Genomic DNA, 25,186 nt, shown 5'->3' with positions numbered 1-25,186 from the left:
CCCGGCTGTGCGGCCGGGGTCCGCGCCGCGATCAGCGGCTGTGGATGTTGCTTTCGGGGAAGAAGAAGGCGATTTCGACGGCCGCCGTTTCCGGGGCGTCGGAGCCGTGCACCGCGTTGGCGTCGATGCTCTCGGCGAAGTCGGCGCGGATCGTGCCCGGCGCGGCCTTCTTGGGATCGGTCGCGCCCATCAGGTCGCGGTTCTTGGTGATGGCGGATTCGCCTTCCAGCACCTGGACGAACACCGGGCCCGAGATCATGAAGTCGACCAGGTCCTTGAAGAAGGGGCGTTCTTTGTGCACGGCGTAGAAGCGCTCGGCGTCGCCGCGCGAGAGCTGGCGCAGTTGGGCGGCGACGACGGTCAGGCCGGCCTGTTCGAAACGGGCGACGATCTGGCCGATGGCGTTCTTGGCGACGGCGTCGGGCTTGATGATGGAGAGGGTACGTTCAATAGCCATGGAAGTTTCCGGTAAGCGAATGGAAAACGGGGTTTCCCGGTGAAAATGTAGAATGACACCGCCGCGGCCGCCCCGAAAACCGGGTCGGCGATTGGGTCTTGTGGTCAACCGCGCATTTTACCATGGGCGGTTTTCTTCCCATGCGCCTAAAATGATCGTTTTTCGCCGTCAGCCCCCTCTAGTCCCCTAGATCCCCCTCGATTCAGATTCAGAAGAACCCATGAGCGATTCCGCCTCCCCTTCCCTGCCCAAGAGCTTCGAACCCCAGGACATCGAGTCCCGCTGGTATGACGAGTGGAATCGCCGCGGCCTGTTCGCGGGCGGCCGGCACACCGAGCCGGTCGCGGGTCGGACGCCGGAATCCTTTGCCATTCAGTTCCCGCCGCCCAACGTCACCGGCACCCTGCACATGGGGCACGCCTTCAACCAGACGATCATGGACGGCCTGATCCGCCATCACCGCATGCGCGGCGATGACACGGTCTTCATCCCCGGCACGGACCACGCCGGCATCGCCACCCAGATCGTGGTGGAACGCCAGTTGGACGCCCAGGGCGTGTCGCGCCACGACCTGGGCCGCGACGCATTCCTGGAGCGCGTCTGGGCCTGGAAAGAACAATCCGGCAGCACCATCACCGGCCAGTTCCGCCGCCTGGGCTCGTCCTGCGACTGGTCGCGCGAATACTTCACCATGGACGAGCGCCTGTCGCGCGGCGTGGTCGAGGTCTTCGTGCGCCTGTACGAGCAGGGCCTGATCTATCGCGGCAAGCGCCTGGTGAACTGGGATCCGGTGCTGGGCACGGCGGTGTCCGACCTGGAGGTCGTCAGCACCGAAGAAGACGGCCACATGTGGGAAATCCGCTACCCCCTGGTCACGCCCGCCGGCGGGCTGACCCATCTGGTCGTCGCCACCACCCGCCCGGAAACCATGCTGGGCGACGTCGCCGTGATGGTGCACCCCGAGGACGAACGCTACGCCCATCTGATCGGCCGGAAGGTGACCCTGCCCCTGGTCGGACGCGAGATTCCCATCATCGCCGACGACTACGTGGACCGTGAATTCGGTACGGGCGTGGTCAAGGTCACTCCGGCGCACGACTTCAACGACTATGCCGTCGGCCAGCGCCACGGCCTGGACATGATCAGCGTGCTGACCCTGGACGCCAGGATCAGCGACGCCTCCCCCGAGGCCTATCGCGGCCTGGACCGCTTCGAGGCCCGCAAGCGCGTCGTCGCCGACCTGGAAGCGCAAGGCCTGCTGCAGCAAGTGCGCGCCCACAAGCTGATGGTGCCGCGCGGCGACCGCACCAACAGCGTGATCGAGCCGATGCTGACGGACCAGTGGTTCGTGGCCATGAGCCAGCCCGCGCCCGCAGACAGCCTGCATCCCGGCAAGAGCATCACCCAGGTGGCCCTGGACGTGGTGGCCGACGGCCGCGTGAAATTCGTCCCGGAAAACTGGACCACCACCTACAACCAGTGGCTGGAAAAGATCCAGGACTGGTGCATTTCGCGCCAACTGTGGTGGGGCCACCAGATCCCCGCCTGGCACGCGCCCGACGGCCGCATCTTCGTCGCCCGTTCGGCCGAGGACGCCGAGCGCCAGGCGCGCGAGGCCGGCGTCGACGGCCCGCTGACGCGCGACCCGGACGTGCTGGACACCTGGTTCTCGTCGGCCCTGGTGCCCTTCACCGATCTGGGCTGGCCCGACAAAACCCCCGACCTGGCGCGCTACCTGCCCTCCGGCGTCCTGGTCACGGGCTTCGACATCATTTTCTTCTGGGTGGCGCGCATGATCATGATGAGCATGCACCATACCGGCGAAGTGCCCTTCCGCACGGTCTACGTCCATGGCCTGGTCTGCGACATGGAAGGCAAGAAAATGTCCAAGTCCAAGGGCAATACCATCGATCCGGTGGACCTGATCGACGGCATCGCCCTGGATCCGCTGATCGCCAAGCGCACGGCCGGCCTGATGAACCCGAAGCAGGCCGACGCGATCCGCAAGCGCACCCGCAAGGACTATCCCGACGGCATCCCGGCCTACGGCGCCGATGCGCTGCGTTTCACCATGGCGGCCTACGCCACGCTGGGGCGCAACATCAATTTCGACCTGAAGCGCTGCGAGGGTTACCGCAATTTCTGCAACAAGCTCTGGAACGCCACGCGCTTCGTGCTGATGAACGTCGAAGGCCACGACCTGGGCACGCCCCAGCCGGGCGACCTGTCCTTTGCCGACCGCTGGATCATCGACGGCCTGCAGCGCCTGATCGACGAGGTGGACGCCGGTTTCGGCCAGTACCGCTTCGACCAGGTGGCCGACCGTCTGTACCATTTCATCTGGGATGAGTACTGCGACTGGTACGTGGAGCTGGCCAAGGTCCGCCTGCAGACGGGCGACGCCGCGCAGCAGGCTGCTGCGCGCCGCACCCTGATCCACGTGCTGGAAACCCTGCTGCGTCTGATCCACCCGATCATGCCCTTCATCACCGAAGAACTGTGGCAGAAGGTCTCGGCGGCAGCCGGCGTGCGCACCGAGGCCACGCCCGCCAGCATCAGCGTCCAGCCCTGGCCGGTCGCCCGCGACGACCTGCGCGACGCAGCAGCGGCCGAGCGCATGACCGCGCTGAAATCGCTGACCGACGCGATCCGCGCCCTGCGCGGGGAAATGAACCTGGCGCCGGGCCAGCGCGTGCCGCTGCTCGTCCAGGGCGCCGAGGCCGGCCTGGACGAGCTGGCCCCCTACCTGGTCGCCCTGGCGCGCCTGGAAAGCGTCCAGGCCGTGGACAGCCTGCCGGACCTGGGCGCGCCCGTCCAGGTGGTCGGCACCACCCAGTTGATGCTGCACGTGGAGATCGACGTGGACGCCGAGCGCGCCCGTCTGGACAAGGAAATCGACCGCCTGGAAAAGGAAATCGCCAAGGCCCGGGGCAAGCTGTCGAACGCCAGTTTCGTCGAGCGCGCCCCGGCGGCGGTGGTCGAACAGGAAAAGGCCCGCATGGTGCAGTTCGGCGAGACGCTGGAACGGGTGCGGGCGCAGCGGCTGAAGCTGTAGGCGGCTGACGGGCCGGTGGCCGGATCCCGGCCCGCCGGCCCCGGCGGTCAGAAGCCGCCGTACTCGGCCGCCCGATCGTAGACAAGGCAAGGCGCCGGCCCGCACCAGGCCTGGTGCAATTCCGCAGCCTCCGGGCCGCGCTCTCCGGCGCCCTGCGCCCCGTGGACCAGGACGGACACGCCGAGAGCTTCCAATTCACGCGTCAATGCATCGACCGGTCCCGCATGCGAATGCGCGCAGGGCCCGGACAGTTCGATGGACAGGCGCAGCGCCAGCGACGGGCGTCCGCCCAGATAACTCGACAATTCACGCCAATAGGCGTCGGGCCGGAAGGTCGCGGTCGAGATCGCGCATCCCACCCGGCGGGCCGGATCGATCTCCAGAAGGCTGACCAGCGTCCAGAGCACGCTCCAGTCCAGGCGCCGGACCAGCCCCAGCCGTTCCAGCGCCCGGCATGCCTCGGCGGCCGGCGCATCCGGGTCGGCCAGGCGTCGCGGCAGGGCCAGAAAATAGTCCAGGCGGGATTCCGGACGGCGCGCCGGGGGATGGCCGTCCGCCCCCCCGGCCCCGGCCGGGACGACGCGGCGCACGGGCTGGAAAGCCAGCGCCAGGCGTCCGCCCCGCAGGTCGTCCAGCCACTGCGCGGCCAGTCTCAGATCGGCCCCCAGACGCTGGTGCGCAAGCCCGGCATAGGCGCCGGCGGCCGGCGTCTCGTCCCGCAGATCCAGCTCCGGCCCCAGCCCCCACAAATCCATATGGACCGAGGGATAAAACCGCAAGGCGCCGCATTCGATGGGATCACGGTCCAGGTCCGCGCGCAGGCCGCGCCAGAGCTGATCCATCCGCCGGGGCGTGGCGGCGCCGCCAAAGGGCCAGGCCCGATCCAGATCGAGTTCGAGCGCCTGCCCGTTCAGGTTGATCGCATCACCGGGTATGCCGCGGCGGGCCAGACGCGCGCCCAGCCGGCGCAGGATGCCCACATGGCTGGACACGCCCTGCAGGGCGGCGATCTCGAGCAGATGGGCGACCCGGATCTCGGCCCGCGATCCGGCGCCTCCCGGCGCATCGGAACGGCCCCGTCGCGGACCGGACGCCCCCTTTCCAGGAAGGCCGGAAAGGTTCCTTTTTTGTATTCTTTGAAAAAATCAATTGCATCTATAATCTGATTAGATATTGACCGAATTGAATATATTTGATATTTGAACAAAAATCCTGACAATTCAACATCTTATCTTATTATCCCTTTATTTTCATTATCATAAAGTATCTTGGTGATATATGGACGGATCCCTCTGGACACAATGGAACCTTTATTGTCAAACCGCAGCCCTCATATCCACTGCTCTTCCAATGCACAAACGCTGTAAATATAAATAAGCAATTGTCCGAATCGTTTAATTAGAAACATTAAATTTTTATCCGTGGATGCAAATCATCGGGCGGGAGATCATCCCCGCCCAGTTTCATCGGGGCGCCCTATCCCGCCGGGCAACAGGTTGTCGACATGAAAACCGCTTCATCCGCCCCCGAAGGGAGGCTCGTGGGCTACGCCCGGGTCTCGACCGACGAACAACACCTGGGCCTGCAGTTGCAGGCATTGCGCGAGGCCGGCTGCAAGACCATCTACCAGGATCACGGCGTCTCCGGCGCCACGATGCGGCGCGAGGGCCTGGGACGCCTGCTGCAATCCCTGAGCAAGGGCGACAAGCTGATCGTCTGGCGCCTGGACCGGCTGGGACGCTCGCTCGGCGGCCTGATTTCCCTGCTCGAGCAGCTCGGCCATCGCGGTGTGCGCTTCTGTTCCCTGTGCGAACAGATCGACATCGACTCTCCCGGCGGCAAACTGGTGTTCCACATGATGGCCGCCCTGGCCGAGTTCGAACGCGCGCTGATCGGTGAGCGCACCCGCGCCGGCATGGCTGCCGCCCGGGCCCGCGGGATTCGCCTGGGACGCCCCCCTTCCCTGAGCCCGCCGCAATGCCTCCAGGCCCGGGCCATGATCGAGGCGGGCCATCCGCCCACGCAGGTCGCGGCCCATTACGGAGTCAGCCCGCGCACCCTGAAGCGGCTGCTGGAGGCGGCCGTCCCCCTGCCCGAGGGGTAAGGGACGGCCCCGCTCCCGGACCCCGCGGGATCACGGGCTCCGGGTATCGGCCGCATCGTGCGGCGAAAGAAATCAGCCCCGGGATTTCAGCGGGCAGGTGTTGATGCCCAGCACGGCGTACAGGGGGCAGAAGCGGAACAGGGCCGTGGCCACCGCCACCAGGCCCAGCCAGCCCCACCAGCCGATGGTGCCGTTGGCGGCCAGCACGATGAGGACGAGACCGAGGATCAGGCGCAGGATGCGGTCGATCGTGCCGATATTGAGTTTCATGAAGACTCCTTCGTAGGCTGAGGCTGCAGGGACGCAGCGGGAACGGCATCCCGGAACCGGCGGTTCCAGGGCATGCGCATGAGGACGCGGGCCAGGCCGCAGAATCCGGACAGGCCGGCGAACATCAGACCGGCGCCCACGAACCCGGACAGCAGCAGGAACCACGGCGACAGCCACGCGCCCGCGGCCGTCCCCGCCAGCACCAGGCCGCCGGCCGCGATCTGCACCTGGCGGGACAGTTCCAGGGGCCGGCCGGGGTCGGCCTGGACGGGCAGCCCGGCCCGCTTCCAGGCATCCAGGCCGCCTTCCAGGATGTAGGCCTCGCCCGCCGCGCAGGTTTCGAGCATCGCCGTTCCCATGCGGGTGCGGTTGCCCGAACGGCAGTAGAAGATCACGGCCGCGCCGGACGGCAAGCCGGTCCGGTCGCCCCGGGCCAGACGGTCCAGCGGGGCGCAGCGGGCCTGCGCGATGCGCTCGCGGGCGAACTCGTCCGGCGGGCGGACGTCGACCAGCACGGCGCCGCGCGTCAGGCGATCCCGCGCGGCTTCGGGTGTCAGGGTTGAAATACTCATGGCGTCTCCGGCAAAAAATCCGCGTCAAGGACAAAAGATCTGCTTCAAGGTCGCGATCAGCCGCTCCACGTCGGGATTGGCGATGCGGTAGTACAAGGTCTGCGACTCGCGCCGATAGGCCACCAGGCCTTCGTCGCGCATGCGGGCCAGGTGCTGGGACAGCGCCGACTGGCTGAGCGGCAGGCGTTCCAGCAGGGCCCCCACGGGCAATTCCCCCCATTCGATCAACAGGCACAGGACCAGCAGCCGGTGCTCGTTGCCCACGGCGCGCAGCAGCGCCGCCGCACGGGCCGCGCCCGCCTGCATGAAATCCAGGTTCTGCGATTCTTTTAGCATGTTCGACAAGGCGATTCCTTGTTTTAAATCAGTTTCTTCTAATTTAGCATTTGCTAAACTAACAAGCAAGACCAGGCCCCGCCGGGCGGTGCGGATGCTCCGCGCCGGGCGGCCGTTTCTCATGTTTTCGCCGCTTCGGCGCACCTCAAGGAGCACATCTCATGCACACCGGCCCCTATCGGGAACTGACCCAGACGATCAGCCAGAACCTCAAACCCCTGCGCGCGGGCATGCCGCACCTGATGCAGGGCTTCGGCGACCTGAGCAAGGCCGCGATGGCGGCCGGCGCGCTGGACCCGAAGACCAAGGAACTGATCGCGCTGGCCATCGGCGTGGCCACGCGCTGCGACGGCTGCATCGGTTTCCACACCCAGGCGCTGGCGCAACTGGGCGCGACGGAAGCGGAAGTCCAGGAAACGCTGGGCGTGGCGGTCTACATGGGCGGCGGGCCTTCCCTCATGTACGCCGCCGGCGCCCTCGCGGCCTTCGAGGAATGCCGGGCGCCTCGGGCCGCCTAGGGCCGGGCCGACCGGGCCGGGCGCAAAGGCCCGCCCGGATCAGAACGTCGAGGCGCAGTGCCCGCCGCTGGGGGCCACGCCCGAACCTGCCGCGATCAGCGGCGGCTCGGCGCGCACGTTGACCGGCGCGCTGTGCGTCCAGTCCCAGGCGAAGAAGCCCACGAGCACGATCCAGAAGGCGGCGGCCAGGAATCGGAAATGCATGCCGGCCCCCTCCTTCAGAAAGCGTAGCGGCGGCGCACGCGCACGCCGAGCAGGGAGCCCAGGAAGGCCATGGGCACCCAGATCCAGCCGTGCAGGCTGCCGGTGGAGATCCCGCTGACCATGGCGCCGATGTTGCAGCCGAAGGCCAGCCGCGAGCTATAGCCCAGCAGCAGGCCGGCGGCCAGGCCCACGGCCCATTGCGTGCCGTTCATGGGCTTGGCGGCGGCGGACGGCTTGCCCGCCGCGATCCACAGAGCGCCCGCCAGGATGCCGATGTTGGTGATCGAGGTCACGTCCAGGAACACCGACTGCGCCAGCGTCGCCGCATTGACCGGCTCGCTCCAGAAGGCGTTGGCCGACGGGTCGAACAGGTGCGCCGCCGCGGCCAGCTTGGCCGCCCACAGGCCGAAGCCGTAGACGATGCCCCAGGGCTGGCCGGCGATCACCAGGTTCAGCACCGCCAGCGCCGCCAGCAGCACGGCGCCCCACAGCAGCTTGCGGTTCCACAGCGGCGCCGCGCGGCCGGCCCAGCGCACCACGCCGACGCCGACCAGGGCCAGGCCCGCCAGCGTCAGCAGCAGCGCGACGGGCGCGCCGAAATGCGTCACCAGGCCATACGGCGGCAAGGCCCCCAGGGCCAGCCAGCGGTCCAGCGTGGCCGAGCCCAGGAAGCTGCCGATGGCGAACAGCGGCAGGATCGCCATGTTCAGGGGAATGCCCAGGCCCGCCTTGTACAGCGTGCCCGAGCCGCAGCCGTCGGCGACCTGCATGCAGGCGCCGAAGACGAAGGCGCCCACGATCAGGCTGACGCTGGGCGGCCCCAGAGCCGCGCCCAGGTCGGTCGGATAGGCGGCCAGCAGCGGCATGGACGCCGCCGCCGCGATCGCCAGCAGCACCAGTTGCGCCAGCACGCCGGACGGGTCGCGCTGCTCGATCAGGCGCCGCCAGCCGGTGGTGAAGCCGAAACGCGCGCCCGCCAGCACCGCGCCCAGGCCGATGCCGACCAGGAACAGCAGCGCCTGGCGCAAGGCCACCGACCAGGCCAGAAAGCCGCAGAAGACAAGGATCAGGACCGCGAGAGGAAGCCGTTTCATGAATCCGCCGCGATCAACCGAACACACCCTTCAGCTTGTCCAGGATCTGGCTGCCCCGGCCGGGCACATGCTCCATCGGCCGGTCCGGATCCTGGGACCATTCGGCCAGGGATTCGGGATACAGCCGCACGTTCTTCTGGCCCACGACCTCCGACAGCGCGAACCAGTCGGTCGCCGCCCAGTGGCCGGTATTGCAGAACGAGATCGTTTCGGACTTCGCCTCGGGCAGGAGTTCGGCGGCGATCTTGCGGGCCTCGTCCGGCGAGACGAAGATCGATGTGCCGGGCTTGAACCAGCGGCCGTTCTCCACGTTGACCGCGCCCTGGATGGTGCCGGGCACCTGCGCCGTCGGCGCCTTGACCTTGCCCAGGTAGAAATCCAGCGGCCGTGCGTCCACCAGTCGAGCCTGCGGGTTGCCGACCTGCGCGGCCACCTGTTCGGTGGTGGCGATAATGGAGGCGTCCAGCTTGGGCTCGAAGGCCGTCGCGGCAACCGTGGGCGCCGTCCGGTCCTGCGGCAGGCCGGCGTCGGCCCAGGCCTTCAGGCCGCCGTTCAAGACGGACAGGTTCCCCAGGCCCAGGTATTTCAAGGTCCAGTACACCCGCGCCGAGGCGCCGAAGTCGGTGCCGTCGGCCCCCGACGAAACCACCACCGCGTGCGTGTCCCGGTCGATGCCCAGGCCGCGCACCAGTTGCGTCAGCGTGTCCAGCGGCGGCAATTGACCGGGATTGTTCGCCGGGCCGCGCCATTGCGCATAGGGCGCCGACACGGCGCCGGGGATGTGGCCGGCGGCGTAGGCGTCCGGCGGACGGATGTCGATGACACGCACGGACGGCTGCTGCCGGGCGGCGTCCAGTTCGGACGGCGTCAGCAGCGGCTGGGCCGCCCAGGCGGCCGACGAGGCCCCGAAAGCGAGAAAAAGCGCCCCCAAGCGGGCGGACAGGCGTTTCATGATGATGCCTCTGAGGAATAAGGAAAAAAGCCCCCACGCCGCGCAGGCTGTGCCTGCCTGCCGCCCTCAAAGGGGGCATTTCTGCCTTGGGGCGGCCCGGCATAAAAAACGATCATTCATTCTCCCAGATTCGATCGTACGGCTGGAGATACCGATAGAACCTGGGGTTATGTAGGCGGCCGGCAGGCGGGCCGCGGCCGCCGCCCTCAGGTCCGCAACGGGCCGGCCAGATTGGCGGGAATCACCTGGATCACCCGGGCGGCGCTGTCGGTCGCGGCGGCCAGCGCCTCCATCGGCGCGGTGCCGCCGGCCCAGGCATGGACGAAGGCCGAGGCGAAGGCATCGCCCGCGCCGATGGTGGACAGCGGCGCGACGACCCGCGCGGGATGGAAATGGCCCTGTTCGCCGTCGTGGAACAGGGCACCGCCCTGCCCCAGCGTCACCAGGACGGACTGGCCGGGCCGGCGCAGCAGCCGGCGCGCCAGATCCCGGGCCTCGTCCGGCGCGGGGGCGTCGGTGTCCAGGGACATGTCCCCGCACAGCCGGGCGGCTTCGCGGGCGTTGACGCACAGCAGATCGGCCCGTTCCCAGAGGCCGCGCAGCGCCTGGGGATCGGCCAGCTGGCGCGCGCCGGGCGTCACCGCCAGCCGGCGGCGCGACGCGGCCATGCGCGCCAGGGCCTGTTCCAGCCAGGCCTGGGACTCCAGCGACAGGCCCGTCACGTAGACGACGTCCGCCGTCTCCAGGCCGGGAAAGCCCTGCTCGCCGACCCAGGTGCTGGCGCCGCGCTGCGCATAGGCGCGCGCCGCGCCGGCCTCGTCCACCATCACCACGGCCTTGCCCGTGGGCAGCGCATGGTCGGGGATGGCGGCCTGGATGCCGTGGCGCCGCAGGATGTCCCGCAGCAGATCGCCTTCCAGGTCGCGTCCCACGCAAGCATGGACCGTGACGCGGGCGCCGCGCGCGGCCACGTTCAACGCGGCGTTCACCGCCCCGCCGCCCGCGTACAGGCCGATGTGCTCCACATCCTGCTTGGCGGCGCGCATGGGCCGGACGCGGGACACGACGATGTCGACGATGGCCGCGCCGATGGTGGTGAATTGCATGGAATGTCCGTCCGGAAACAAAAATACTCAGGCGTTCAACACCTCCGCCGCCCAGTCCGCGAAGACGCGCATGCGCCGGGGCGGATGGCGGTGGTGGGGAAACAACAGATTAACCGGCATCGGCGGCGGCGGACAATCCGGCAGGACGCCGGCCAGTCCCGGCGCGCGGGCGGCGCTGGCCAGCGGCACCTGGACCAGGCCGAGGCCCGCCCGGCAGGCGGCGTCATAAGCCGCGCTGTTGTCCACGGTGACCCGGGATCGCATCGGCACCCGGACGACGCGGCCGGCGGCATCCTGGTATTCGAACGCCGCCGGACCGTCCGAGGGGTTGGGCCGGTAGTCCACCAACCAATGGCGCGCCAGATCGCCGGGGCCGAGAGGCCGGCCGTGGGCGCGCAGATAGCCGCGGCTGGCGAAATTGCCCAGGATCAACGCGCCCAGCGGGCGGCAGGCGAGCGATTCATCGACCACCGCGCCGACCCGGATGACGCAGTCGAGCCCTTCGACGATCATGTCGGCGCGCCGATCGGAGCTGGAGACCTCCACCCGCAAGGCCGGATGGCGCGCCAGGAATTCCGGCAGCCTGGCCATCAGCGGCCCTGCCGCCATGCCCAGGGGCATGCCGACCCGCAAGCAACCGTCCAGGGGCCCGTCCGGGCGCCGGAAGAAACCGCCGAGTTCGTCCAGGCCGTCCAGCACGGGCGCGCACCGGTCCAGGAAGGCCCGCCCGTCCCCGGTCAGGCCGACCCGCCGGGTGGTCCGCTGAAGCAGCCGCGCGCCCAGGCGTTTTTCCAGGCGCAGGACGGCCGTGGACACTGTCGCGCGCGGCAGCCTGAGCTGTTCCGCCGCCTGGGTGAAGCTGCCCAGGGCGGCGACCCGGACGAAGATCCGCAGGTCTTCGGCCGAAGGCGTGTAGGCGGGCGCGGGATCCGCTGGATCCTGATTGATCGAAATATTCGACATGTATTGTTGAATCAAGACTATTTATCCGCTCTGACTCAAACAATATAGTGTCTCCATCCGGCCCGCAAGCCCGTCGCGTCACGGGACGGCCCCGGGGCGGCCGGATCCGGCCGCCCCGACCGACCCCATCCACAGGAGATCCGCCATGACCACGTCCGCCCCCTCTTCCGCCGCGCCCGCGGCGCCCCCCCTCGCCTTCATCACCGGCGGCAGCCGGGGCCTGGGGCGCGCCTCCGCCCTGCACCTGGCGCGGACGGGATGGGACATCATCCTGACCTACCGGTCCCGCGAGGACCTGGCCCGGGAAACCGTCGCGGAGATCCAGGCGCTGGGACGCGCCGCGCACGCCCTGCCGCTGGATACGGCCCGGACGGCGGCCTTCCCCGCCCTGGCCGCCGCGCTGCCGGCGCTGCTGCGCGACACCTTCGGCCGGGACCGCCTGGACGCGCTGGTGAACAATGCCGGAACCGGTCTCGACGCCGCCTTCATGGAGACCACCGAAGCGCAGTTCGACCAGATGATGAACGTGCACCTGAAAGGCGTGTTCTTCCTGACCCAGGCGCTGGCGCCGCTGCTGGCGGACGACGCCCGCATCCTCAACGTCTCCAGCGGCCTGACCCGGTTCTCGCTCCCGGGCAAGGCGGCCTACGCCATGATGAAGGGCGGGATCGAGGTGCTGACGCGCTACCTCGCCAAGGAACTGGGGCCGCGCGGCATCCGCGTCAACGTCCTGGCGCCCGGCGCCATCGCCACCGATTTCGGCGGCGGCGTGGTGCGCGACGATCCGCAAGTCCACGCCGCCATCGCCGGCAGCACGGCCCTGGGCCGCGTCGGCGAGGCGGACGACATCGGCGGCGCCGTCGCGGCGCTGCTGGCGCCCGGCAGCGCCTGGATCAACGGCCAGCGGATCGAGGCATCGGGCGGCATGCTGCTCTGACCCACTCCGTCCTCCGGCCCGCATCGAGGCCGCTTTGGGGACAGCGGGCCCGGATCACTCGAAATCAGGGTTTCCCCTTAGTACAATGCAGGGTTTCCCCTCCGCCGGACCCTTCATGTCTCAACCATCCACTTCCCGTGCCAGACCGCAGGCGTCCGCCGGCCTGGTGATCTTCGCCCTGGCGATCGGCGCATTCGCCATCGGCACCACGGAATTCGCCACCATGAGCCTGCTGCCCTACTTCGCGCAGGACTTGGGGATCGACGCGCCCACGGCAGGCCACGTCATCAGCGCCTACGCCCTGGGCGTGGTGGTGGGCGCCCCGCTGCTGACCGTGCTGGCGGCCCGCGTGGCGCGACGCACCCTGCTGGTGGCGCTGATGGGGATGTTCACCCTGTTCAACGGCCTGTGCGCCTTCGCCTCCAGCTACGAATGGCTGCTGGTGCTGCGATTCCTGAGCGGTCTGCCCCATGGTGCGTACTTCGGCATCGGCGCGCTGATGGCCGTGTCGCTGGTGCCGTACGCCAAGCGCAATCAGGCGGTGGGCCGCATGTTCCTGGGGCTGACGGTGGCCACCATTCTGGGCGTGCCTTTTGCCAACTGGCTGGGGCACGCACTGAGCTGGCGCTGGGGTTTCGCACTGGTGAGCCTGTCCGGTCTGCTGACCATGGGGCTGGTGGCCTGGCTGGCGCCCCGCAGCCCGCCGGAACCGGGGGCCAGCCCCTGGCGCGAACTGGGCGCGCTGCGCCAGCCGCAGGTCTGGCTGACCCTGGCGGTCGGCGCCATCGGCTTTGGCGGCCTGTTCGCCGTCTACACGTATCTGGCGGACGTGCTGCTGGAGGTGACCGGGGTATCGCCCGACACGCTCCCCCTGGTGCTGGCGGTCTTCGGCGTCGGCCTGACCGTGGGCAACATCCTGGTGCCCTGGCTGGCCGACCGGGCCCCGATGCCGACGGCGGCGGGCCTGCTGCTGTGGAGCGCGGCCATGACCGCGCTGTTCCCCCTGGCGGCCGGAAACGTCTGGACGCTGTCGGCCAATGTGTTCTTCATCGGGTTTGGCGGCGCGCTGGGCACCATTTTGCAGACCCGGCTGATGGACGTGGCGCGGCATGCCCAGGGGCTGGCCGCGGCCTTGAACCATTCCGCCTTCAATTTCGCCAATGCCCTGGGGCCGCTGCTGGGCGGCCTGGCCATCGCGCACGGCTACGGCTGGACCTCGCCCGGCTGGGTCGGCACCGGCCTGGCGCTGGGCGGGCTGGCGATCCTGGGGGTGTCCTTGCGGCTGGATGAGTCCGGACACCGATCAGTCCCTGCGGACTGATCGGTGCCTGACGAATCGGAGCGCCTTGCAAGGCGCGACGTGGGCGATCAGCCCTGAATCTTGTCCTGGGTCCGGGTCTCGAAATCCGCCGCGTCGTGACGCTCCCAGAGCTGCCGGGACGGATCCCCGGAGGTGCGGTTCACCATCCGTCCGCGCTGCACGGCCGGGCGTTCGCCGATGGCTTCGGCCCAGCGCAGCACGTGGCGATAATCCCCGGCTGACAGGAATTCCGCCGCATCATAGACATGGTTCAACAGCACCCCGCCATACCAGGGCCAGATGGCCATGTCGGCGATGGTGTAGCGGTCCCCCGCCACGAACTCATGCTCGGCCAGGCGCTTGTCGAGCACGTCCAGCTGGCGCTTGGCCTCCATGGTGAAGCGGTTGATGGCGTATTCGATCTTCACCGGCGCATAGGCGTAGAAATGGCCGAAGCCGCCGCCCAGGAAAGGGCCGCTGCCGACCTGCCAGAACAGCCAGGACAGGCACATCGCCCGGGCCGCCGGCTCGGTCGGCAGAAAAGCGCCGAACTTTTCCGCCAGGTGCATCAGGATCGCCCCGGACTCGAAGATCGGAATGGGCGTCGGCCCGCTGCGGTCCACCATCGCGGGGATCTTGGAATTGGGATTGACGCCGACAAAGCCGCTGCCGAACTGGTCGCCCTGGCCGATGCGGATCAGCCAGGCATCGTATTCCGCCCCCGCATGCCCCTGCGCCAGCAGTTCTTCGAGCATGATGGTGACCTTGACGCCATTGGGCGTGCCCTGGGAATAAAGCTGCAAAGGGTGCCGCCCGACCGGCAGTTCGCGCTCATGCGTCGGCCCCGAGACGGGACGATTGATGTTGGCGAACTTGCCGCCGCTGGGCTGATCCCAGGTCCACACCCTGGGGGGCTGGTATTCGGACGACTGACTCATGCTGCATGCTCCTGAAGGCTGACCCGAAGGGCGTCAGGCGCCCGGCACGGTCAGCGACAAAAGCATCTACGGTAACAGCGATTCCAGCATCTCATCAACGCGGCTCAATGCCGCAACGCTGTTCAACGCGGCTTCTTCGATTCAGACGACGGCTTCGTTTCAGGCGGCTGCTTCGGTTCATAGAATTTCTTCGGCTCAACGAGCTCCCAGCTCCAGCCCTTCATGCCCATGCACTGCTTGACCATGTGATTACGGCCGCCTGCATTCCCATCGACGTACTCAATCTGTTCCGGCACATAGTCTCCCCCCGTCGTGATGCATTCGAGCTTCTTGCCGACCGTTTCGCAGCTGGTCTTTTTAGGCGTGGTGTAGGCGGTTCTGGCGATCCTCGAAACTTGCTTTGGGGGGTAGAGCTTCGTCGCCTCACCCAGGCACGCATAGTTGTCTCGATCCTGCTCCTGTTGGGTGGCCCCCGGCTTCACCCACTGATACTGAGCACACCCGCCCAGCATGAGGACAAACACAGCAGCCATCCATCTACGCATCGTCGGTCTCTCCCCTCGGCGGCTCAAATGCTTCAAAAACAATTCAATTTTTAACAATCCAAGACTGTATTATTCGCCACGGAATGTAGCATGAGGCATGATGGATGGCCCTAGGTATTAATACTGGACGAGCCGCTGACCCGGCCCTATGATGTGCCCAAACCCTTGAACCCTAAAAGGAGCAGCACATGGGTATTATCGGCATGATCATCGTCGGTTTCATCGTCGGCCTGATCGCACGGGCGCTCATGCCCGGCGAGCAGAAGCTGGGCCTCATCCTGACCACACTCCTGGGGATCGTCGGTTCGGTCGTGGCCGGTTACCTGGGGGCCGCGCTGGGCATCTACCAGGCCGGCCAGGGCGCAGGCTGGATCGGCTCCATCGTAGGGGCTCTGATCGTGCTGTTCATCTACGGCCTGATCGCCAAAAAAGCCTGATCGCCCGCACGTCCCGAGCGGATGCGATGCGCCGGCCCGAGGGTCGGCGCAGTCCTGCAATCGTCGCAAGCCGCGGTCAGTAGTGCGGCGGTCGTTCGTCAGTGCCGCCGCCGGGGCCGGGCGTGCCGCTGGCCGCGAACTGCTGGCGCAAGGCCAGCAGTTCGCGCGCCAGGGACTCGATCTGCTGTTGCTGGCGGAAGATCGTATGGTTCAAGCGATCCAGCAGGTCGTCGGCGTACGCGGCCTTGACCTCCAGATCGACCAGACGTTTTTCCAGTGCGGCGTCGGAATCATGGTCGGTTTCGTTCATGCTCGTATCCTACCGGGATTCCCGCACTCAGGCGGCCGGCGCCGGAAAAATACCCCCACGCTGCGCCCTGCGGGCTTGCATCCACCGCGCGGCTTGCAAGCCGCTTGGATTCGCCAGGCAGGGAACAGTCCATTGGGACTGCTCCCTGTCCGGGCTCATCCCCCAAGGGGGCCGTTTTTGTCTAGGGACGGCCCGGCGCCAAAAAATCCGCCAGCACGCAGGCCATCACCCGGGTGGCGCCGCGCAGATCCTCCAGCGCCACGTGTTCGTCGGACTGCTTGGCGCGCGATTCCATGACCGTGCGCGGCCCGGCCCCGTACATGACGGTCGGCACGCCGTGTTCGGCATACAGCCGCGCATCCGCATACAAGGGCGTGCCCACGGCCGGGATGTCTTCGCCGAACACCGCGCGCGCATGCGCCTGCAGGCTGGCGACCAGCTTTTCATGGCCCGGCAGCGGCCGCAAGGCGCGGGCCAGCAGGATGCGGCTCACCTCGACGGTGATGCCCGGCAGGCCGGCCACGGCGGCGGCGATGAAGGCGCGCACTTCGGCCTCGACCGTTGCGGGGTCTTCCTCGGGGATCAGGCGGCGGTCCATCTTCAGCACGACCTTGCCCGGCACCACATTGGTATTGGTGCCGCCGTCGATGCGGCCCACGATCATGGTGGGATGGGTGATGCCGTCGATCCGGGAATGGATGCCGTCGAGCGCGTCGGCCTGGCGGTAGATCTCGTCCAGGATGCGGCTGGCGGCCCGCAGAGCGTCATGCCCGGTCTTGGGCGCGGAACCGTGCGTGGCCTTGCCATTGACGGTGATCTCGAACTGCAGGCAGCCGTTATGCGCCGTGACCACGGCGTAGCTGAAACTGGCGCAGATCGCGTAGTCCGGCTTGCTCAGGCCGCGCTCCAGCAGCCAGCCCGGCCCCTTGAGTCCGCCGAATTCTTCGTCATAGGTGAAGTGCAGTTCCACCGCGCCCTTCAAGGGCGCGCCGCCGGCCTCCAGGGCGCGCACGGCGTGCAGGTAGGTGGTGAAATCGCTCTTGGACACGGCCGAAGCCCGGCCGTAGAGACGCCCGTCCGCGACCTCGCCGCCGTAGGGATCATGGGTCCAGCCTTCGCCCGGAGGCACCACGTCGCCGTGGGCGTTGAGCGCCAGCACCGGGCCGTCCGCGCTGTAGCGGCGGCGCACGATCAGGTTGGTGATGCTGCGCATGCCGTAGGCCTGCATTTCTTCATCGGGCACGGCATGGCGCTCGACTTCCCAGCCCCAGCCTTCGAGAATGGCGGCCACGGTTTCGGCATGCGGGGCGTTGTCGCCCGGCGGCGTGTCGGTGGGCACGGCCACCAGGCGTTGCAACAGCGCGACCTGCTCGTCGAAATGGGCGTCCACCCAGGCGTGCAGCGTGGAACAAGGGATCGTCGATGCCATGGGTTCCTCTATCAACGCGCCAGACGGCCCCAGATGCGCACGCGGCTGATGCCGCCGTCGGGGAACATGTTCACCCGCACGTGCGAGACCGGGCCGACCTTCCGGATCACGTCGCCTTCGTAGAAGTGCTGCTTGTCCATCTCGGTCTTCTGTTCGCCCAGCAGTTCGGGCCAGAACATGGCCTGGGTCACCAGCGACTGGTCGGTGGATTCGGCCACCAGCGCGCCCTGCACCGAGACGCGATCGGGATAGTTGCCCTTGAAGTGCGCCGTGTCGATCTCGATCTTTTCCACGATGACCGGATGGCCCATTTCCAGGATCAGCCAGTCGTTGCCCGGCTCACGGCGGCGGCGGGTTTCCCAGCCGTCGCCCATGTTGACGCCACGGCCCGCCTGGATGACGGTGGTGGGCGTGCCGAAGTGGGCGTCGCTGTAGGCGACGATGCGCCCGCCGCTGGCCAGGGCCGACACTTCGTACAGGGCGTCCGGGTCGCGCTGATCCCAGTTGCAGGCCGGCTGGCCGTAGACACGCAGGCGGGCCACACCGCCGTCGGGGAAGATGTTCACGCGCAGGTGAGTCCAGACGCGGCTGTCGCCGATCTCGACGAAGTGGTGGGAATTGCCCTGCAGCGACTTGGCGGGGACGAGTTCGACCCATTCAGTCCTGGCGTCGGGTTCGCCTTCGCAGGACGCCGCCTGGACGGATGCGGCGGGCGGGAAATTGCCGGTGAAGTGGCTGGTGTTGATGTCCAGGCCCTTGATCGTGCCCGGCAGGCCCAGCTTGACGATGGCGTGGTCGTGACCGCCGTTGCGGCGGCGACGGGTTTCCCAGCCGTCCATCCACTTGCCGTGATCGTCGAACTTGCCGACGATGAAGACCGGTTCGGCATCCTGCAGCATGCGCTGCGCCGAGGCGAAGAATTCGTCCGAGCAGGACAGCACCCGGGCGCCCAGGCTCTCGCTGGCGAGGTTCGGGTGGCGGGTGGCGAAAACGGGCAGATCAACCGCGGGGGCGTCGATGACGGTGCCGACGGGCAGATTGGGGGAGGCCATGAGGATAAGCTCCAAAAAGTGGGAATCAAGCGGGCTTGTAGGGATGTTCCTGCACCCAATGACGGGCGATGTCGGCGCGGGTGGCGACCCAGACGCGGTCGTGCTTCTGGATGTGGTCCAGGAAGCGCTGCAGACCGGCGAAACGGCCCGGGCGGCCGATCAGGCGGCAGTGCAGACCGACCGACAGCATCTTCGGCGCAGTCTCGCCTTCGGCGTAGAGCACGTCGAACGCATCACGCAGATAGGTGAAGAAATGATCGGCGGTGTTGAACCCCTGAGGCGAGGCGAAGCGCATGTCGTTCGTGTCCAGGGTATAGGGCACCATGAGCTGGGGATGAGTCTTGCCGTTGCCCAGGTCCACATCGGTCCAGAACGGCAGGTCGTCGCCGTAGTAGTCGGCGTTGTACAGGAACTTGCCTTCCTCGGCGACGATGCGCTGGGTGTTGGGGCTGTCACGCCCGGTATACCAGCCGTCGGGGTGGCGGCCCAGCAGCTTCGTGACGATTTCCACGCAGCGCTGGAAGTGCTCGCGCTCGATGTCCTCGGGCACGTTCTGGTAGTGGATCCAGCGATAGCCGTGGCAGGCGACTTCATGGCCCAGCTCGACGAAGGCGCGCGCGACGTCGGGGTTGCGCTCCAGCGCCATGCCCACGCCGAACACCGTCAGCGGCAGGCTGCGGCGCTCGAATTCACGCAGCAGGCGCCAGACGCCGGCGCGCGAACCGTATTCGTAGATGGACTCCATCGACAGGTGGCGCTCGGGATAGGCCGCCGCGCCAATGATCTCGGACAGGAACTGCTCAGAGCCCGGATCGCCGTGCAGGACGCAGTTTTCCCCGCCTTCCTCGTAGTTGAGGACGAACTGCACCGCCACGCGGGCCCGCCCCGGCCAGTTGGCGTGCGGGGGGGTGCGGCCGTAGCCGATCAGATCGCGGGGGTAATGCGTGTCTGCCATGAGAGTCTCCAGTGAATGAGGTCAGATCGAGGGGGTCAGTGTGTGGCGCTGGAATGCGGACCAGGGATCGACGCCGGGCTCGACGTCCATCCGCTGTTCGCAATCCTTGAGGTGATGGTCCATGGCCGCCCGCGCGCCCGCAGCGTCGCGCTGCGCGATGCGGTCCAGGATGTCCCGATGCTCCAGATACGAGCAGGCGCTGCCCTCGGTGCTGTCCCCCAGGGCGATGATCAGCGTCGTACGGGCGCACAGCCCGGCCAGCATGTCCGTCAGCACCTGGTTGTCCAGCACGCGGGCCAGTTCAACGTGAAAGGCGTTGGACAGGCGCAGCCAACTGATGCGGTCGCCCTGCTCGAAGGCGCGCTGTTCTCGCTCGACCATCCCGCGCAAGGGCTCCAGCCGGTCGGCCACGTCGTCGAGCGCCACCAGCATGTCGATCACGATGCATTCCAGCGCGCGGCGCATGGCGAATACGTCGTGCACTTCCTTGGGTTCGGCCTGCCAGACGTAGGCGCCGCGATTGGGTTCGATCGCCACCAGCTTGTCGTACGCCAGCCGCGCCAACGCCGCCCGCACCGTGCCGCGCGAGCAGTCAAAGGCGGCGCACAGCGTCGATTCGGTCAGCTTGGCCCCCGGCAGCAATCGACGGTCCATGGCGGCGTCGAAGATTTCCCCATAGACGCGATCCACGTCCGACGGCTCGCCGGCAGGCTTGGGATCGCGCAGGGTCGAGGCGCGCGGCGCTTTCAGATCCTGGGCGGCGCGGTCGGGCTTCAATCGGAGCATGGCCATAAGGGAAAACGACAGGGTTGATTGACGACGAAAATTGTTGACAATTATTGTGTATCAAGCCAGAATCGTCAACACAAATTGTTCACAATATTTGAACCGTCCTGCCCCGAAACCTGCCGGCCCGCTCCGGCACTTCGCGAACCGGCGAACCATTCGCCGGGTCCGGCCATACCGGGGGCCTATTGGCAGGATACTGACCGGCGTAAATCCCCATGGGAAAACTCTCCACCCATGTCCTGGACACTGTTCACGGTGTGCCAGCCCAGGGCGTCGCCCTTGAACTCTATCGCCTCAACGGCGATTCCCGCACCCTGCTCACGCAGACGGCCACCAACCAGGACGGCCGCTGTGACGCCCCCCTGCTCAGCGGTCCCGCGCTGACCCAGGGCGTCTACGAGCTGGTCTTCCATGCCGGCGATTATTTCGCCCGCAAGGGGGTGCCCCTGCCCGAACCCCGGTTCGTCGATCAGGTCGTGCTGCGCTTTGGCGTGGCCAACCCGGATGAGAACTATCACGTTCCCCTGGTCGTGACGCCGTGGACCTGGTCCACCTATCGCGGCAGCTAAGCGTCACGCTTACCCCGGCACCCCCTATCTCGAAGAAATCAAGAGGAGACTCTCATGGAAGGCTTTTTCCTTGAGTACGGCAATCTGTTGCTGCGCTGGCTGCACGTCATCGCCGCCATTGCCTGGATCGGCGAATCGATCTATTTCGTCATGCTCGACCTGAGCCTGCACGCGCCCAAGGGCGAACACAGCAAGAAGCTGGGCGTGTACGGTGAGATGTGGGCCGTCCACGGCGGCGGTTTCTACCACAACCAGAAATACCTGACCAATCCGGCCGAACTGCCCGATGACCTGCACTGGTCGTTCTGGAAGGCCTACACCACCTGGCTGTCGGGCTTCGGCCTGTTCATGCTGCTGTACCTGCTGCGCGCCGACATCTATCTGGTCAACCCGGCCAGCCCCTGGGAATGGGCGCGCAACATGAACGGCACCGAAGCCGGCATCCTGGCCGTGGCCTTCCTGGTGATCGGCTACAACGTCTATTCGCGCCTGTGCCGCATCATCAGCCCCACCGTCAATCGCGACGGACTGCTGAGCGTGGCCGTGGGCGTGATGATGGTGTTCGTGTCCTGGCTGACCACGCAGATCTTCCCGGGCCGCGCCGCGTTCCTGATCACCGGCGCGCTGATGGCGACCTGCATGTCGGCCAGCGTGTTCTTCTGGATCATTCCCGGCCAGCGCCGCATGGTCAAGGCCCTGAAAGCCGGTGAAAAGCCCAACCCGCTGGACGGCGCCTGGGGCAAGCAGCGCTCGGTGCACAACACCTACTTCACCCTGCCGGTGATCTTCCTGATGCTCAGCAACCACTATTCGTTCACCTACACGAACGAATACGCCTGGGTCATCATGAGCCTGTTCATCTTCGCCGGCGCGGTGATCCGCCAGTACTTCGTGCTGCGCCACACCGGCAAGAACGATCTGCGCTATCCGCTGGCCGGCATCGTGATGCTGGCGATCATCGGCTGGATCGCCGCCCCGGCGCCCGCGCCGGCCGTCGCCCCTGCCGCGCAGACCACTGGCGGTGCGGCGGCTCCGGCCCAGGCCGCCGTCACGGCGGATCAGGTCCACGACATCATGGCGGCCCGCTGCATCCAGTGCCACTCGGCCAAGCCCACGCAGTTCCCCTCCGCCCCGGCCGGCATCATGCTGGACACCACGGAGCAGACCCTGCAGCACGCCGAGCAGATCAAGCAGGTCGTCGCCAGCAAGTACATGCCGCTGGCCAACATGACCCAGATGACGGACGAGGAACGCGCCGTGATCGCCGCCTGGAACGGCAAGTAAGCCCCTTTGCGCGGGACGGTTCGACGAAGACCGCCCGCGTTTGCAGGATCAAGGCGACCCGGCTCCTTCGAGAGCCGGGTCGCTTTTTTCATCGCCGGGCCACCCCAAGATGAACGTAGAATGCGCGGGTATGCGCTTCGGCGCCTCTTGCCCTTTTGACACGATGCACACGATGCACAAAAAAATCCTCGTCCTGCTGACCGCGCTGATCGGCCTTCTCGGAGGCCTGGGCGTCCAGGCGCAGTATGCGTTCGACGCGGTGCCCAACCCGAAAAGCCAGGGACACGCGCATTACGTCAGCGACCCGGACCGCCATTTAAGCGGCAACACCCTGGCGCAGCTCGACGCCCTCGGGGCGAAGATCGAGGCGGCCAACGGCAGCGAATTCGCCATCGTCATCGTCGACGACTATCAAGGCGACGATGATTTTCATTTTGCGCTGAATCTGTTCAACCATTGGGGCATCGGCAAACAGGGCAGCAATAACGGGTTGCTGCTGTTCCTGGCCATGGACCGCAGGGAATACCGTTTCACCACCGGCAGCGGCCTGGAAGGCATTTTTCCCGATATCCTGCTCAAGCGGATCGGCGAAGACTATCTGGTGCCGTACCTGCAGATCGGCGATACGAACGGCGCCGTGCTGGCTGCTGCCAAGGCGGTGGAAAGCGTGTTTCTCTCGCCCGATCACTCGCTGGAGCTGGACGGACTGCAGGCCTACCGGCCCACGTTCTGGAACCTGCACGCGGCAGCCCTGGAACGGACTGCGGCCGTACTGGCCCTGTACGCCCTCGCCTACGGCTGGATCAGTTTCGCGCGCACCCGCGTCCTGAAACGAGCCGGTCTCAAAACCGCACGCGATACCGCATGGTCGTTCTGGTTCGCCCTGCTCGCCTTTCTGTTCGTCCTGTTCATCAGCCTGTTCCCGGTCCTTTTCCTGGAAATCGGCAGTCGCGTCTACCAGTTCGGGAACCTGCCCTATTTCGCCGCCCTGTTCGGCATGCTGCTGCTGTCCTTTCACTACTACCGATGCGCCGAATTCGTCCAGAAAGACACCAAAGACAAGAAAACAAGCCTGGACAGGCTGGTCGCCTTGACCCGTCTGTGTCTGCCGGCCCTGCTGCTGTCGCCGCTGGCGTACAAGGCCGTTCACGACCTGAAGAAACACCGCCGGCACGCCCAACTGCGGGAGACCCCGCCTGACGGGGCCGGCCCCTGGACCCGACTGGACCGCGATACGCTCAAGCGCGGCAGCCTGAAAACCTACCTGAGCGCGTTGCAACAACGGGAAGAAAAACTCGACGCACAATCCTACGAGATCTGGCAAAACACCGACACCGGCGACATCCGGCTCAAGGCGTTTCCCGGCACACATGCCGAGGACTATACGACGTGCCCGTCCTGCCAGGGACACACGCTGAAAGAGCCGGCCGTCAAGGTCCGCAAACCCGCCACCTACTCCAGATCCGGGACGGGAGAACGCGTGCAGGCCTGCGCCTTCTGCAACTACGCGAACTCGCTGGGCATGGTGACGCTGCCCAAGTTGGAGCGCGACTCCGGCTCCGGTTCAGGCGGGTCGGGCGGCGGCAGCGGCGGGGGAAGCTCGGGGAGCAGTTTTGGCGGCGGCTCCAGCAGCGGAGGCGGCGCGGGCGGCCGGTGGTAGGCCTCACGGTCCGCGTATCATTCCGGAGACGGCATGCAGCCCGCCCAAGGGCTTTCAGGACCAGTGCGCCCTAACCCGCGTCCGGCGCCGGGTGCACCATGCCCGTCATCAGGCGGCGCGCGCTGCGGCTGACGGCCACCTGGGTGATCCGCCAGCGACCGTCGGCGCGTTCCGCCTCGGCGCCGACCGCCAGGACGCCCGAGGCATGCCCGATGCGCACGCGGCCGTCCGCGCCGGACCGCCGCAGCCGCGCCACCAGCGTGCCGGGAATCGCGGCGGCCGACGCGATGGCGACCGCCCCGGTCCCGGTCATGGCGTGATGCAGCTTGCCCATCGACAGGATGCGGGCCAACACGTCGATCTCGCCGGCGGCGACCCGCCGGCCATCGGCCGCCGTGAAATCCGCAGGCGGCGCCAGAAAAGCCAGTTTGGGGGTGTGGGGCCGGTCGCGCGTCGCCGCCTGGACATCCGCGGCCAGTCCCATGACCACGGCCCCCTGCGCGCGGACGGCTTCCAGCCGGGCCAAGAGCGCGGCGTCGGTGTTGACCTCGGCCTGGGTCTCGTCGCCGCGCAGCCCCAGGCTGGCGGCCGTGACGAAGATCGAAGGAATGCCCGCATCGATCATCGTGGCCTCGATCCGGCCGACGCCCGGCACCTCCAGTTCGTCCACGGCGCGCCCGGTCGGCAGCAGCGCGTCGCCCGCGCCGGGATCGAGAAATTCGAGCCGGATCTCCGCGCCGGGAAACGTGACCCCGTCGAGCCTGAATGAACCGGCCTCTACGACCCGGCCATGCGACACAGGCACGTGGGCGATGATCCGCTTGCCGATATTGGCCTGCCAGATGCGGACCGCGACCACGCCGTCCGCCGATGCGTCCGCCAGACCGCGCGCCAGCGCGAAGGGGCCGACCGCGGCGGTCAGATTGCCGCAATTGCCGCTCCAGTCGATCACCGGCGTGCCGATGGACACCGCGCCGTACAGGTAATCGACGTCGCAATCGTCGCGCATGCTGCGCGACACCAGCACCACCTTGCTGGTGCTGGACGTGCCGCCGCCCATGCCGTCGATCTGCTGGCCGTAGGGATCGGGACTGCCGACCACGCGCAGCAGCAGCCGGTCGCGCGCGGCGCCGGGCACGCGCGCCGCCGGAGGCAGATCGTCGGGCGTGAAGAACACGCCCTTGCTGGTGCCTCCCCGCATATAGGTGGCCTGGATCGACCCCTCGGGGTCGTAGGCGTCGCTCGTCATGGGTCTTCCTGGAAGCGGTTCGGGCGCCGGTGCGGGCGCAAACCGGGAAGCCATTCTACCGCGCGCCCGATGCCGGCCTCCGGCCCGCGCCGATCGCCTCG

At 67.4% G+C, this 25,186-nt stretch carries 27 protein-coding genes; 9 read left to right on the top strand and 18 right to left on the bottom strand.

The genetic code is table 11. From position 1 onward, the window contains the following. Nucleotides 1-31: 31 nt before the first annotated feature. Nucleotides 32-457: a nucleoside-diphosphate kinase gene (gene ndk, locus ACFO0J_RS15045; RefSeq protein WP_376813900.1), complete on the bottom strand. Its 426-nt coding sequence runs from the start codon at nucleotides 455-457 to the stop codon at nucleotides 32-34. Between the two features lie 220 nt (nucleotides 458-677). Here ndk and ACFO0J_RS15040 point away from each other — a divergent pair, with 220 nt between their 5' ends. Then, complete coding sequence (locus ACFO0J_RS15040) at nucleotides 678-3,512, top strand: valine--tRNA ligase (RefSeq protein WP_376813899.1); 2,835 nt, start codon at nucleotides 678-680, stop codon at nucleotides 3,510-3,512. A 47-nt stretch (nucleotides 3,513-3,559) separates the two neighbouring features. Here the strand turns inward: ACFO0J_RS15040 and ACFO0J_RS15035 are convergent, their stop codons facing one another. After that, nucleotides 3,560-4,504 carry a hypothetical protein gene (locus ACFO0J_RS15035; protein ID WP_376813898.1) on the bottom strand — a complete coding sequence of 315 codons (945 nt, stop codon included), beginning with the start codon at nucleotides 4,502-4,504 and terminating at the stop codon, nucleotides 3,560-3,562. Between the two features lie 512 nt (nucleotides 4,505-5,016). Between ACFO0J_RS15035 and ACFO0J_RS15030 the strand changes: the two genes are divergently transcribed. Then, on the top strand, nucleotides 5,017-5,616 hold the full coding sequence (locus ACFO0J_RS15030; protein ID WP_376813897.1) for a recombinase family protein: 600 nt from the start codon (nucleotides 5,017-5,019) through the stop codon (nucleotides 5,614-5,616). Between the two features lie 72 nt (nucleotides 5,617-5,688). Here ACFO0J_RS15030 and ACFO0J_RS15025 read toward each other — a convergent pair whose 3' ends face one another. Genes ACFO0J_RS15025 through ACFO0J_RS15015 form a run of 3 tightly spaced genes read right to left on the bottom strand, consistent with a single transcriptional unit; the run spans nucleotide 5,689 to nucleotide 6,794 of the window. Continuing rightward, nucleotides 5,689-5,886, bottom strand: a complete 198-nt coding sequence (locus tag ACFO0J_RS15025; RefSeq protein WP_376813896.1) for a YgaP family membrane protein — start codon at nucleotides 5,884-5,886, stop codon at nucleotides 5,689-5,691. Next, nucleotides 5,883-6,458 carry a rhodanese family protein gene (locus tag ACFO0J_RS15020; RefSeq protein WP_376813895.1) on the bottom strand — a complete coding sequence of 192 codons (576 nt, stop codon included), beginning with the start codon at nucleotides 6,456-6,458 and terminating at the stop codon, nucleotides 5,883-5,885. The genes ACFO0J_RS15025 and ACFO0J_RS15020 overlap by 4 nt, the downstream gene beginning before the upstream one ends. A gap of 24 nt (nucleotides 6,459-6,482) precedes the next feature. After that, nucleotides 6,483-6,794 (bottom strand): ArsR/SmtB family transcription factor, encoded by a 312-nt coding sequence (locus tag ACFO0J_RS15015; RefSeq protein ID WP_376813894.1) that lies wholly within the window; start codon nucleotides 6,792-6,794, stop codon nucleotides 6,483-6,485. A gap of 161 nt (nucleotides 6,795-6,955) precedes the next feature. Between ACFO0J_RS15015 and ACFO0J_RS15010 the strand changes: the two genes are divergently transcribed. After that, nucleotides 6,956-7,312 (top strand): carboxymuconolactone decarboxylase family protein, encoded by a 357-nt coding sequence (locus ACFO0J_RS15010; protein WP_376813893.1) that lies wholly within the window; start codon nucleotides 6,956-6,958, stop codon nucleotides 7,310-7,312. A 39-nt stretch (nucleotides 7,313-7,351) separates the two neighbouring features. On the opposite strand, the gene ACFO0J_RS15005 is transcribed toward ACFO0J_RS15010, so the two are convergent. The 5 genes from ACFO0J_RS15005 to ACFO0J_RS14985 form a co-directional block, all read right to left on the bottom strand. Then, nucleotides 7,352-7,516, bottom strand: coding sequence for a hypothetical protein (locus tag ACFO0J_RS15005; RefSeq protein WP_368640682.1), 165 nt, complete (start codon nucleotides 7,514-7,516; stop codon nucleotides 7,352-7,354). Nucleotides 7,517-7,530: 14 nt separating this feature from the next. Next, nucleotides 7,531-8,610 (bottom strand): YeeE/YedE thiosulfate transporter family protein, encoded by a 1,080-nt coding sequence (locus ACFO0J_RS15000; protein WP_376813892.1) that lies wholly within the window; start codon nucleotides 8,608-8,610, stop codon nucleotides 7,531-7,533. Nucleotides 8,611-8,623: 13 nt separating this feature from the next. Further along, on the bottom strand, nucleotides 8,624-9,562 hold the full coding sequence (locus tag ACFO0J_RS14995) for a sulfurtransferase (RefSeq protein WP_376813891.1): 939 nt from the start codon (nucleotides 9,560-9,562) through the stop codon (nucleotides 8,624-8,626). A 206-nt stretch (nucleotides 9,563-9,768) separates the two neighbouring features. Next, entirely contained in the window at nucleotides 9,769-10,668 is a 900-nt protein-coding gene (locus ACFO0J_RS14990) for a carbohydrate kinase family protein (protein ID WP_376813890.1), read from the bottom strand. A gap of 27 nt (nucleotides 10,669-10,695) precedes the next feature. Beyond that, on the bottom strand, nucleotides 10,696-11,631 hold the full coding sequence (locus ACFO0J_RS14985; protein WP_376813889.1) for a LysR family transcriptional regulator: 936 nt from the start codon (nucleotides 11,629-11,631) through the stop codon (nucleotides 10,696-10,698). A gap of 145 nt (nucleotides 11,632-11,776) precedes the next feature. Here ACFO0J_RS14985 and ACFO0J_RS14980 point away from each other — a divergent pair, with 145 nt between their 5' ends. Both ACFO0J_RS14980 and ACFO0J_RS14975 read left to right on the top strand, forming a co-directional pair. After that, nucleotides 11,777-12,568, top strand: coding sequence for an SDR family NAD(P)-dependent oxidoreductase (locus tag ACFO0J_RS14980; protein ID WP_376813888.1), 792 nt, complete (start codon nucleotides 11,777-11,779; stop codon nucleotides 12,566-12,568). A 115-nt stretch (nucleotides 12,569-12,683) separates the two neighbouring features. Then, on the top strand, nucleotides 12,684-13,889 hold the full coding sequence (locus ACFO0J_RS14975) for an MFS transporter (protein ID WP_376813887.1): 1,206 nt from the start codon (nucleotides 12,684-12,686) through the stop codon (nucleotides 13,887-13,889). A gap of 47 nt (nucleotides 13,890-13,936) precedes the next feature. Here ACFO0J_RS14975 and yghU read toward each other — a convergent pair whose 3' ends face one another. Together yghU and ACFO0J_RS14965 are read right to left on the bottom strand one after the other, a co-directional pair. Next, nucleotides 13,937-14,806: a glutathione-dependent disulfide-bond oxidoreductase gene (gene yghU / locus ACFO0J_RS14970; protein ID WP_376813886.1), complete on the bottom strand. Its 870-nt coding sequence runs from the start codon at nucleotides 14,804-14,806 to the stop codon at nucleotides 13,937-13,939. Between the two features lie 122 nt (nucleotides 14,807-14,928). Then, a complete protein-coding gene (locus ACFO0J_RS14965) occupies nucleotides 14,929-15,339 on the bottom strand; it encodes a hypothetical protein (RefSeq protein WP_376813885.1) in 411 nt (136 codons plus the stop codon). A 200-nt stretch (nucleotides 15,340-15,539) separates the two neighbouring features. On the opposite strand from ACFO0J_RS14965, the gene ACFO0J_RS14960 reads away from it, so the two are divergent. After that, entirely contained in the window at nucleotides 15,540-15,788 is a 249-nt protein-coding gene (locus ACFO0J_RS14960) for a GlsB/YeaQ/YmgE family stress response membrane protein (protein WP_376813884.1), read from the top strand. A gap of 76 nt (nucleotides 15,789-15,864) precedes the next feature. On the opposite strand, the gene ACFO0J_RS14955 is transcribed toward ACFO0J_RS14960, so the two are convergent. The 5 genes from ACFO0J_RS14955 to ACFO0J_RS14935 form a co-directional block, all read right to left on the bottom strand. Then, nucleotides 15,865-16,098 carry a SlyX family protein gene (locus tag ACFO0J_RS14955; protein WP_376813883.1) on the bottom strand — a complete coding sequence of 78 codons (234 nt, stop codon included), beginning with the start codon at nucleotides 16,096-16,098 and terminating at the stop codon, nucleotides 15,865-15,867. A gap of 181 nt (nucleotides 16,099-16,279) precedes the next feature. Further along, entirely contained in the window at nucleotides 16,280-17,527 is a 1,248-nt protein-coding gene (locus ACFO0J_RS14950; RefSeq protein WP_376813882.1) for a M20/M25/M40 family metallo-hydrolase, read from the bottom strand. An 11-nt stretch (nucleotides 17,528-17,538) separates the two neighbouring features. Beyond that, the gene (gene alc / locus ACFO0J_RS14945; protein WP_376813881.1) at nucleotides 17,539-18,579 is read right to left on the bottom strand and encodes an allantoicase; all 1,041 of its coding nucleotides are present in this window, start codon (nucleotides 18,577-18,579) and stop codon (nucleotides 17,539-17,541) included. 25 nt (nucleotides 18,580-18,604) lie between these two features. Next, on the bottom strand, nucleotides 18,605-19,534 hold the full coding sequence (gene puuE, locus ACFO0J_RS14940) for an allantoinase PuuE (protein WP_376813880.1): 930 nt from the start codon (nucleotides 19,532-19,534) through the stop codon (nucleotides 18,605-18,607). Between the two features lie 21 nt (nucleotides 19,535-19,555). Next, nucleotides 19,556-20,320: a GntR family transcriptional regulator gene (locus ACFO0J_RS14935; protein ID WP_376813879.1), complete on the bottom strand. Its 765-nt coding sequence runs from the start codon at nucleotides 20,318-20,320 to the stop codon at nucleotides 19,556-19,558. A gap of 218 nt (nucleotides 20,321-20,538) precedes the next feature. Between ACFO0J_RS14935 and uraH the strand changes: the two genes are divergently transcribed. From uraH to ACFO0J_RS14920, 3 genes are all read left to right on the top strand, one after another. After that, entirely contained in the window at nucleotides 20,539-20,892 is a 354-nt protein-coding gene (uraH, locus tag ACFO0J_RS14930; RefSeq protein WP_376813878.1) for a hydroxyisourate hydrolase, read from the top strand. A gap of 54 nt (nucleotides 20,893-20,946) precedes the next feature. Further along, nucleotides 20,947-22,176 carry a urate hydroxylase PuuD gene (locus tag ACFO0J_RS14925; protein WP_376813877.1) on the top strand — a complete coding sequence of 410 codons (1,230 nt, stop codon included), beginning with the start codon at nucleotides 20,947-20,949 and terminating at the stop codon, nucleotides 22,174-22,176. A gap of 172 nt (nucleotides 22,177-22,348) precedes the next feature. Beyond that, a complete protein-coding gene (locus tag ACFO0J_RS14920) occupies nucleotides 22,349-23,836 on the top strand; it encodes a TPM domain-containing protein (protein WP_376813876.1) in 1,488 nt (495 codons plus the stop codon). A gap of 70 nt (nucleotides 23,837-23,906) precedes the next feature. Here ACFO0J_RS14920 and prpF read toward each other — a convergent pair whose 3' ends face one another. Then, nucleotides 23,907-25,085: a 2-methylaconitate cis-trans isomerase PrpF gene (gene prpF / locus ACFO0J_RS14915; protein ID WP_376813875.1), complete on the bottom strand. Its 1,179-nt coding sequence runs from the start codon at nucleotides 25,083-25,085 to the stop codon at nucleotides 23,907-23,909. Nucleotides 25,086-25,186: the final 101 nt, after the last annotated feature.

This window comes from Castellaniella hirudinis, assembly GCF_042651965.1.
Taxonomy (GTDB): domain Bacteria; phylum Pseudomonadota; class Gammaproteobacteria; order Burkholderiales; family Burkholderiaceae_B; genus Castellaniella; species Castellaniella hirudinis.
The sequence above is the reverse complement of the archived record's forward strand: the minus strand, read 5'-3'. Positions and strand labels throughout refer to the sequence as shown.

Coding starts and splice junctions, on each gene's coding strand:
- ACFO0J_RS15040 (WP_376813899.1), top strand. CDS start 678: ATGAGCGATTCCGCCTCCCCTTCCCTGCCCAAGAGCTTCGAACCCCAG.
- ACFO0J_RS14955 (WP_376813883.1), bottom strand. CDS start 16,098: ATGAACGAAACCGACCATGATTCCGACGCCGCACTGGAAAAACGTCTG.
- ACFO0J_RS14980 (WP_376813888.1), top strand. CDS start 11,777: ATGACCACGTCCGCCCCCTCTTCCGCCGCGCCCGCGGCGCCCCCCCTC.
- ACFO0J_RS15015 (WP_376813894.1), bottom strand. CDS start 6,794: ATGCTAAAAGAATCGCAGAACCTGGATTTCATGCAGGCGGGCGCGGCC.
- ACFO0J_RS14935 (WP_376813879.1), bottom strand. CDS start 20,320: ATGCTCCGATTGAAGCCCGACCGCGCCGCCCAGGATCTGAAAGCGCCG.
- alc (WP_376813881.1), bottom strand. CDS start 18,579: ATGGCCTCCCCCAATCTGCCCGTCGGCACCGTCATCGACGCCCCCGCG.
- ACFO0J_RS15010 (WP_376813893.1), top strand. CDS start 6,956: ATGCACACCGGCCCCTATCGGGAACTGACCCAGACGATCAGCCAGAAC.
- uraH (WP_376813878.1), top strand. CDS start 20,539: ATGGGAAAACTCTCCACCCATGTCCTGGACACTGTTCACGGTGTGCCA.
- ndk (WP_376813900.1), bottom strand. CDS start 457: ATGGCTATTGAACGTACCCTCTCCATCATCAAGCCCGACGCCGTCGCC.
- ACFO0J_RS14920 (WP_376813876.1), top strand. CDS start 22,349: ATGCACAAAAAAATCCTCGTCCTGCTGACCGCGCTGATCGGCCTTCTC.
- ACFO0J_RS14995 (WP_376813891.1), bottom strand. CDS start 9,562: ATGAAACGCCTGTCCGCCCGCTTGGGGGCGCTTTTTCTCGCTTTCGGG.
- ACFO0J_RS15025 (WP_376813896.1), bottom strand. CDS start 5,886: ATGAAACTCAATATCGGCACGATCGACCGCATCCTGCGCCTGATCCTC.
- ACFO0J_RS14925 (WP_376813877.1), top strand. CDS start 20,947: ATGGAAGGCTTTTTCCTTGAGTACGGCAATCTGTTGCTGCGCTGGCTG.
- ACFO0J_RS14985 (WP_376813889.1), bottom strand. CDS start 11,631: ATGTCGAATATTTCGATCAATCAGGATCCAGCGGATCCCGCGCCCGCC.
- ACFO0J_RS15005 (WP_368640682.1), bottom strand. CDS start 7,516: ATGCATTTCCGATTCCTGGCCGCCGCCTTCTGGATCGTGCTCGTGGGC.
- ACFO0J_RS14975 (WP_376813887.1), top strand. CDS start 12,684: ATGTCTCAACCATCCACTTCCCGTGCCAGACCGCAGGCGTCCGCCGGC.
- ACFO0J_RS14960 (WP_376813884.1), top strand. CDS start 15,540: ATGGGTATTATCGGCATGATCATCGTCGGTTTCATCGTCGGCCTGATC.
- ACFO0J_RS15030 (WP_376813897.1), top strand. CDS start 5,017: ATGAAAACCGCTTCATCCGCCCCCGAAGGGAGGCTCGTGGGCTACGCC.
- ACFO0J_RS15000 (WP_376813892.1), bottom strand. CDS start 8,610: ATGAAACGGCTTCCTCTCGCGGTCCTGATCCTTGTCTTCTGCGGCTTT.
- ACFO0J_RS14950 (WP_376813882.1), bottom strand. CDS start 17,527: ATGGCATCGACGATCCCTTGTTCCACGCTGCACGCCTGGGTGGACGCC.
- yghU (WP_376813886.1), bottom strand. CDS start 14,806: ATGAGTCAGTCGTCCGAATACCAGCCCCCCAGGGTGTGGACCTGGGAT.
- puuE (WP_376813880.1), bottom strand. CDS start 19,534: ATGGCAGACACGCATTACCCCCGCGATCTGATCGGCTACGGCCGCACC.
- ACFO0J_RS15020 (WP_376813895.1), bottom strand. CDS start 6,458: ATGAGTATTTCAACCCTGACACCCGAAGCCGCGCGGGATCGCCTGACG.
- ACFO0J_RS14965 (WP_376813885.1), bottom strand. CDS start 15,339: ATGGCTGCTGTGTTTGTCCTCATGCTGGGCGGGTGTGCTCAGTATCAG.
- prpF (WP_376813875.1), bottom strand. CDS start 25,085: ATGACGAGCGACGCCTACGACCCCGAGGGGTCGATCCAGGCCACCTAT.
- ACFO0J_RS14990 (WP_376813890.1), bottom strand. CDS start 10,668: ATGCAATTCACCACCATCGGCGCGGCCATCGTCGACATCGTCGTGTCC.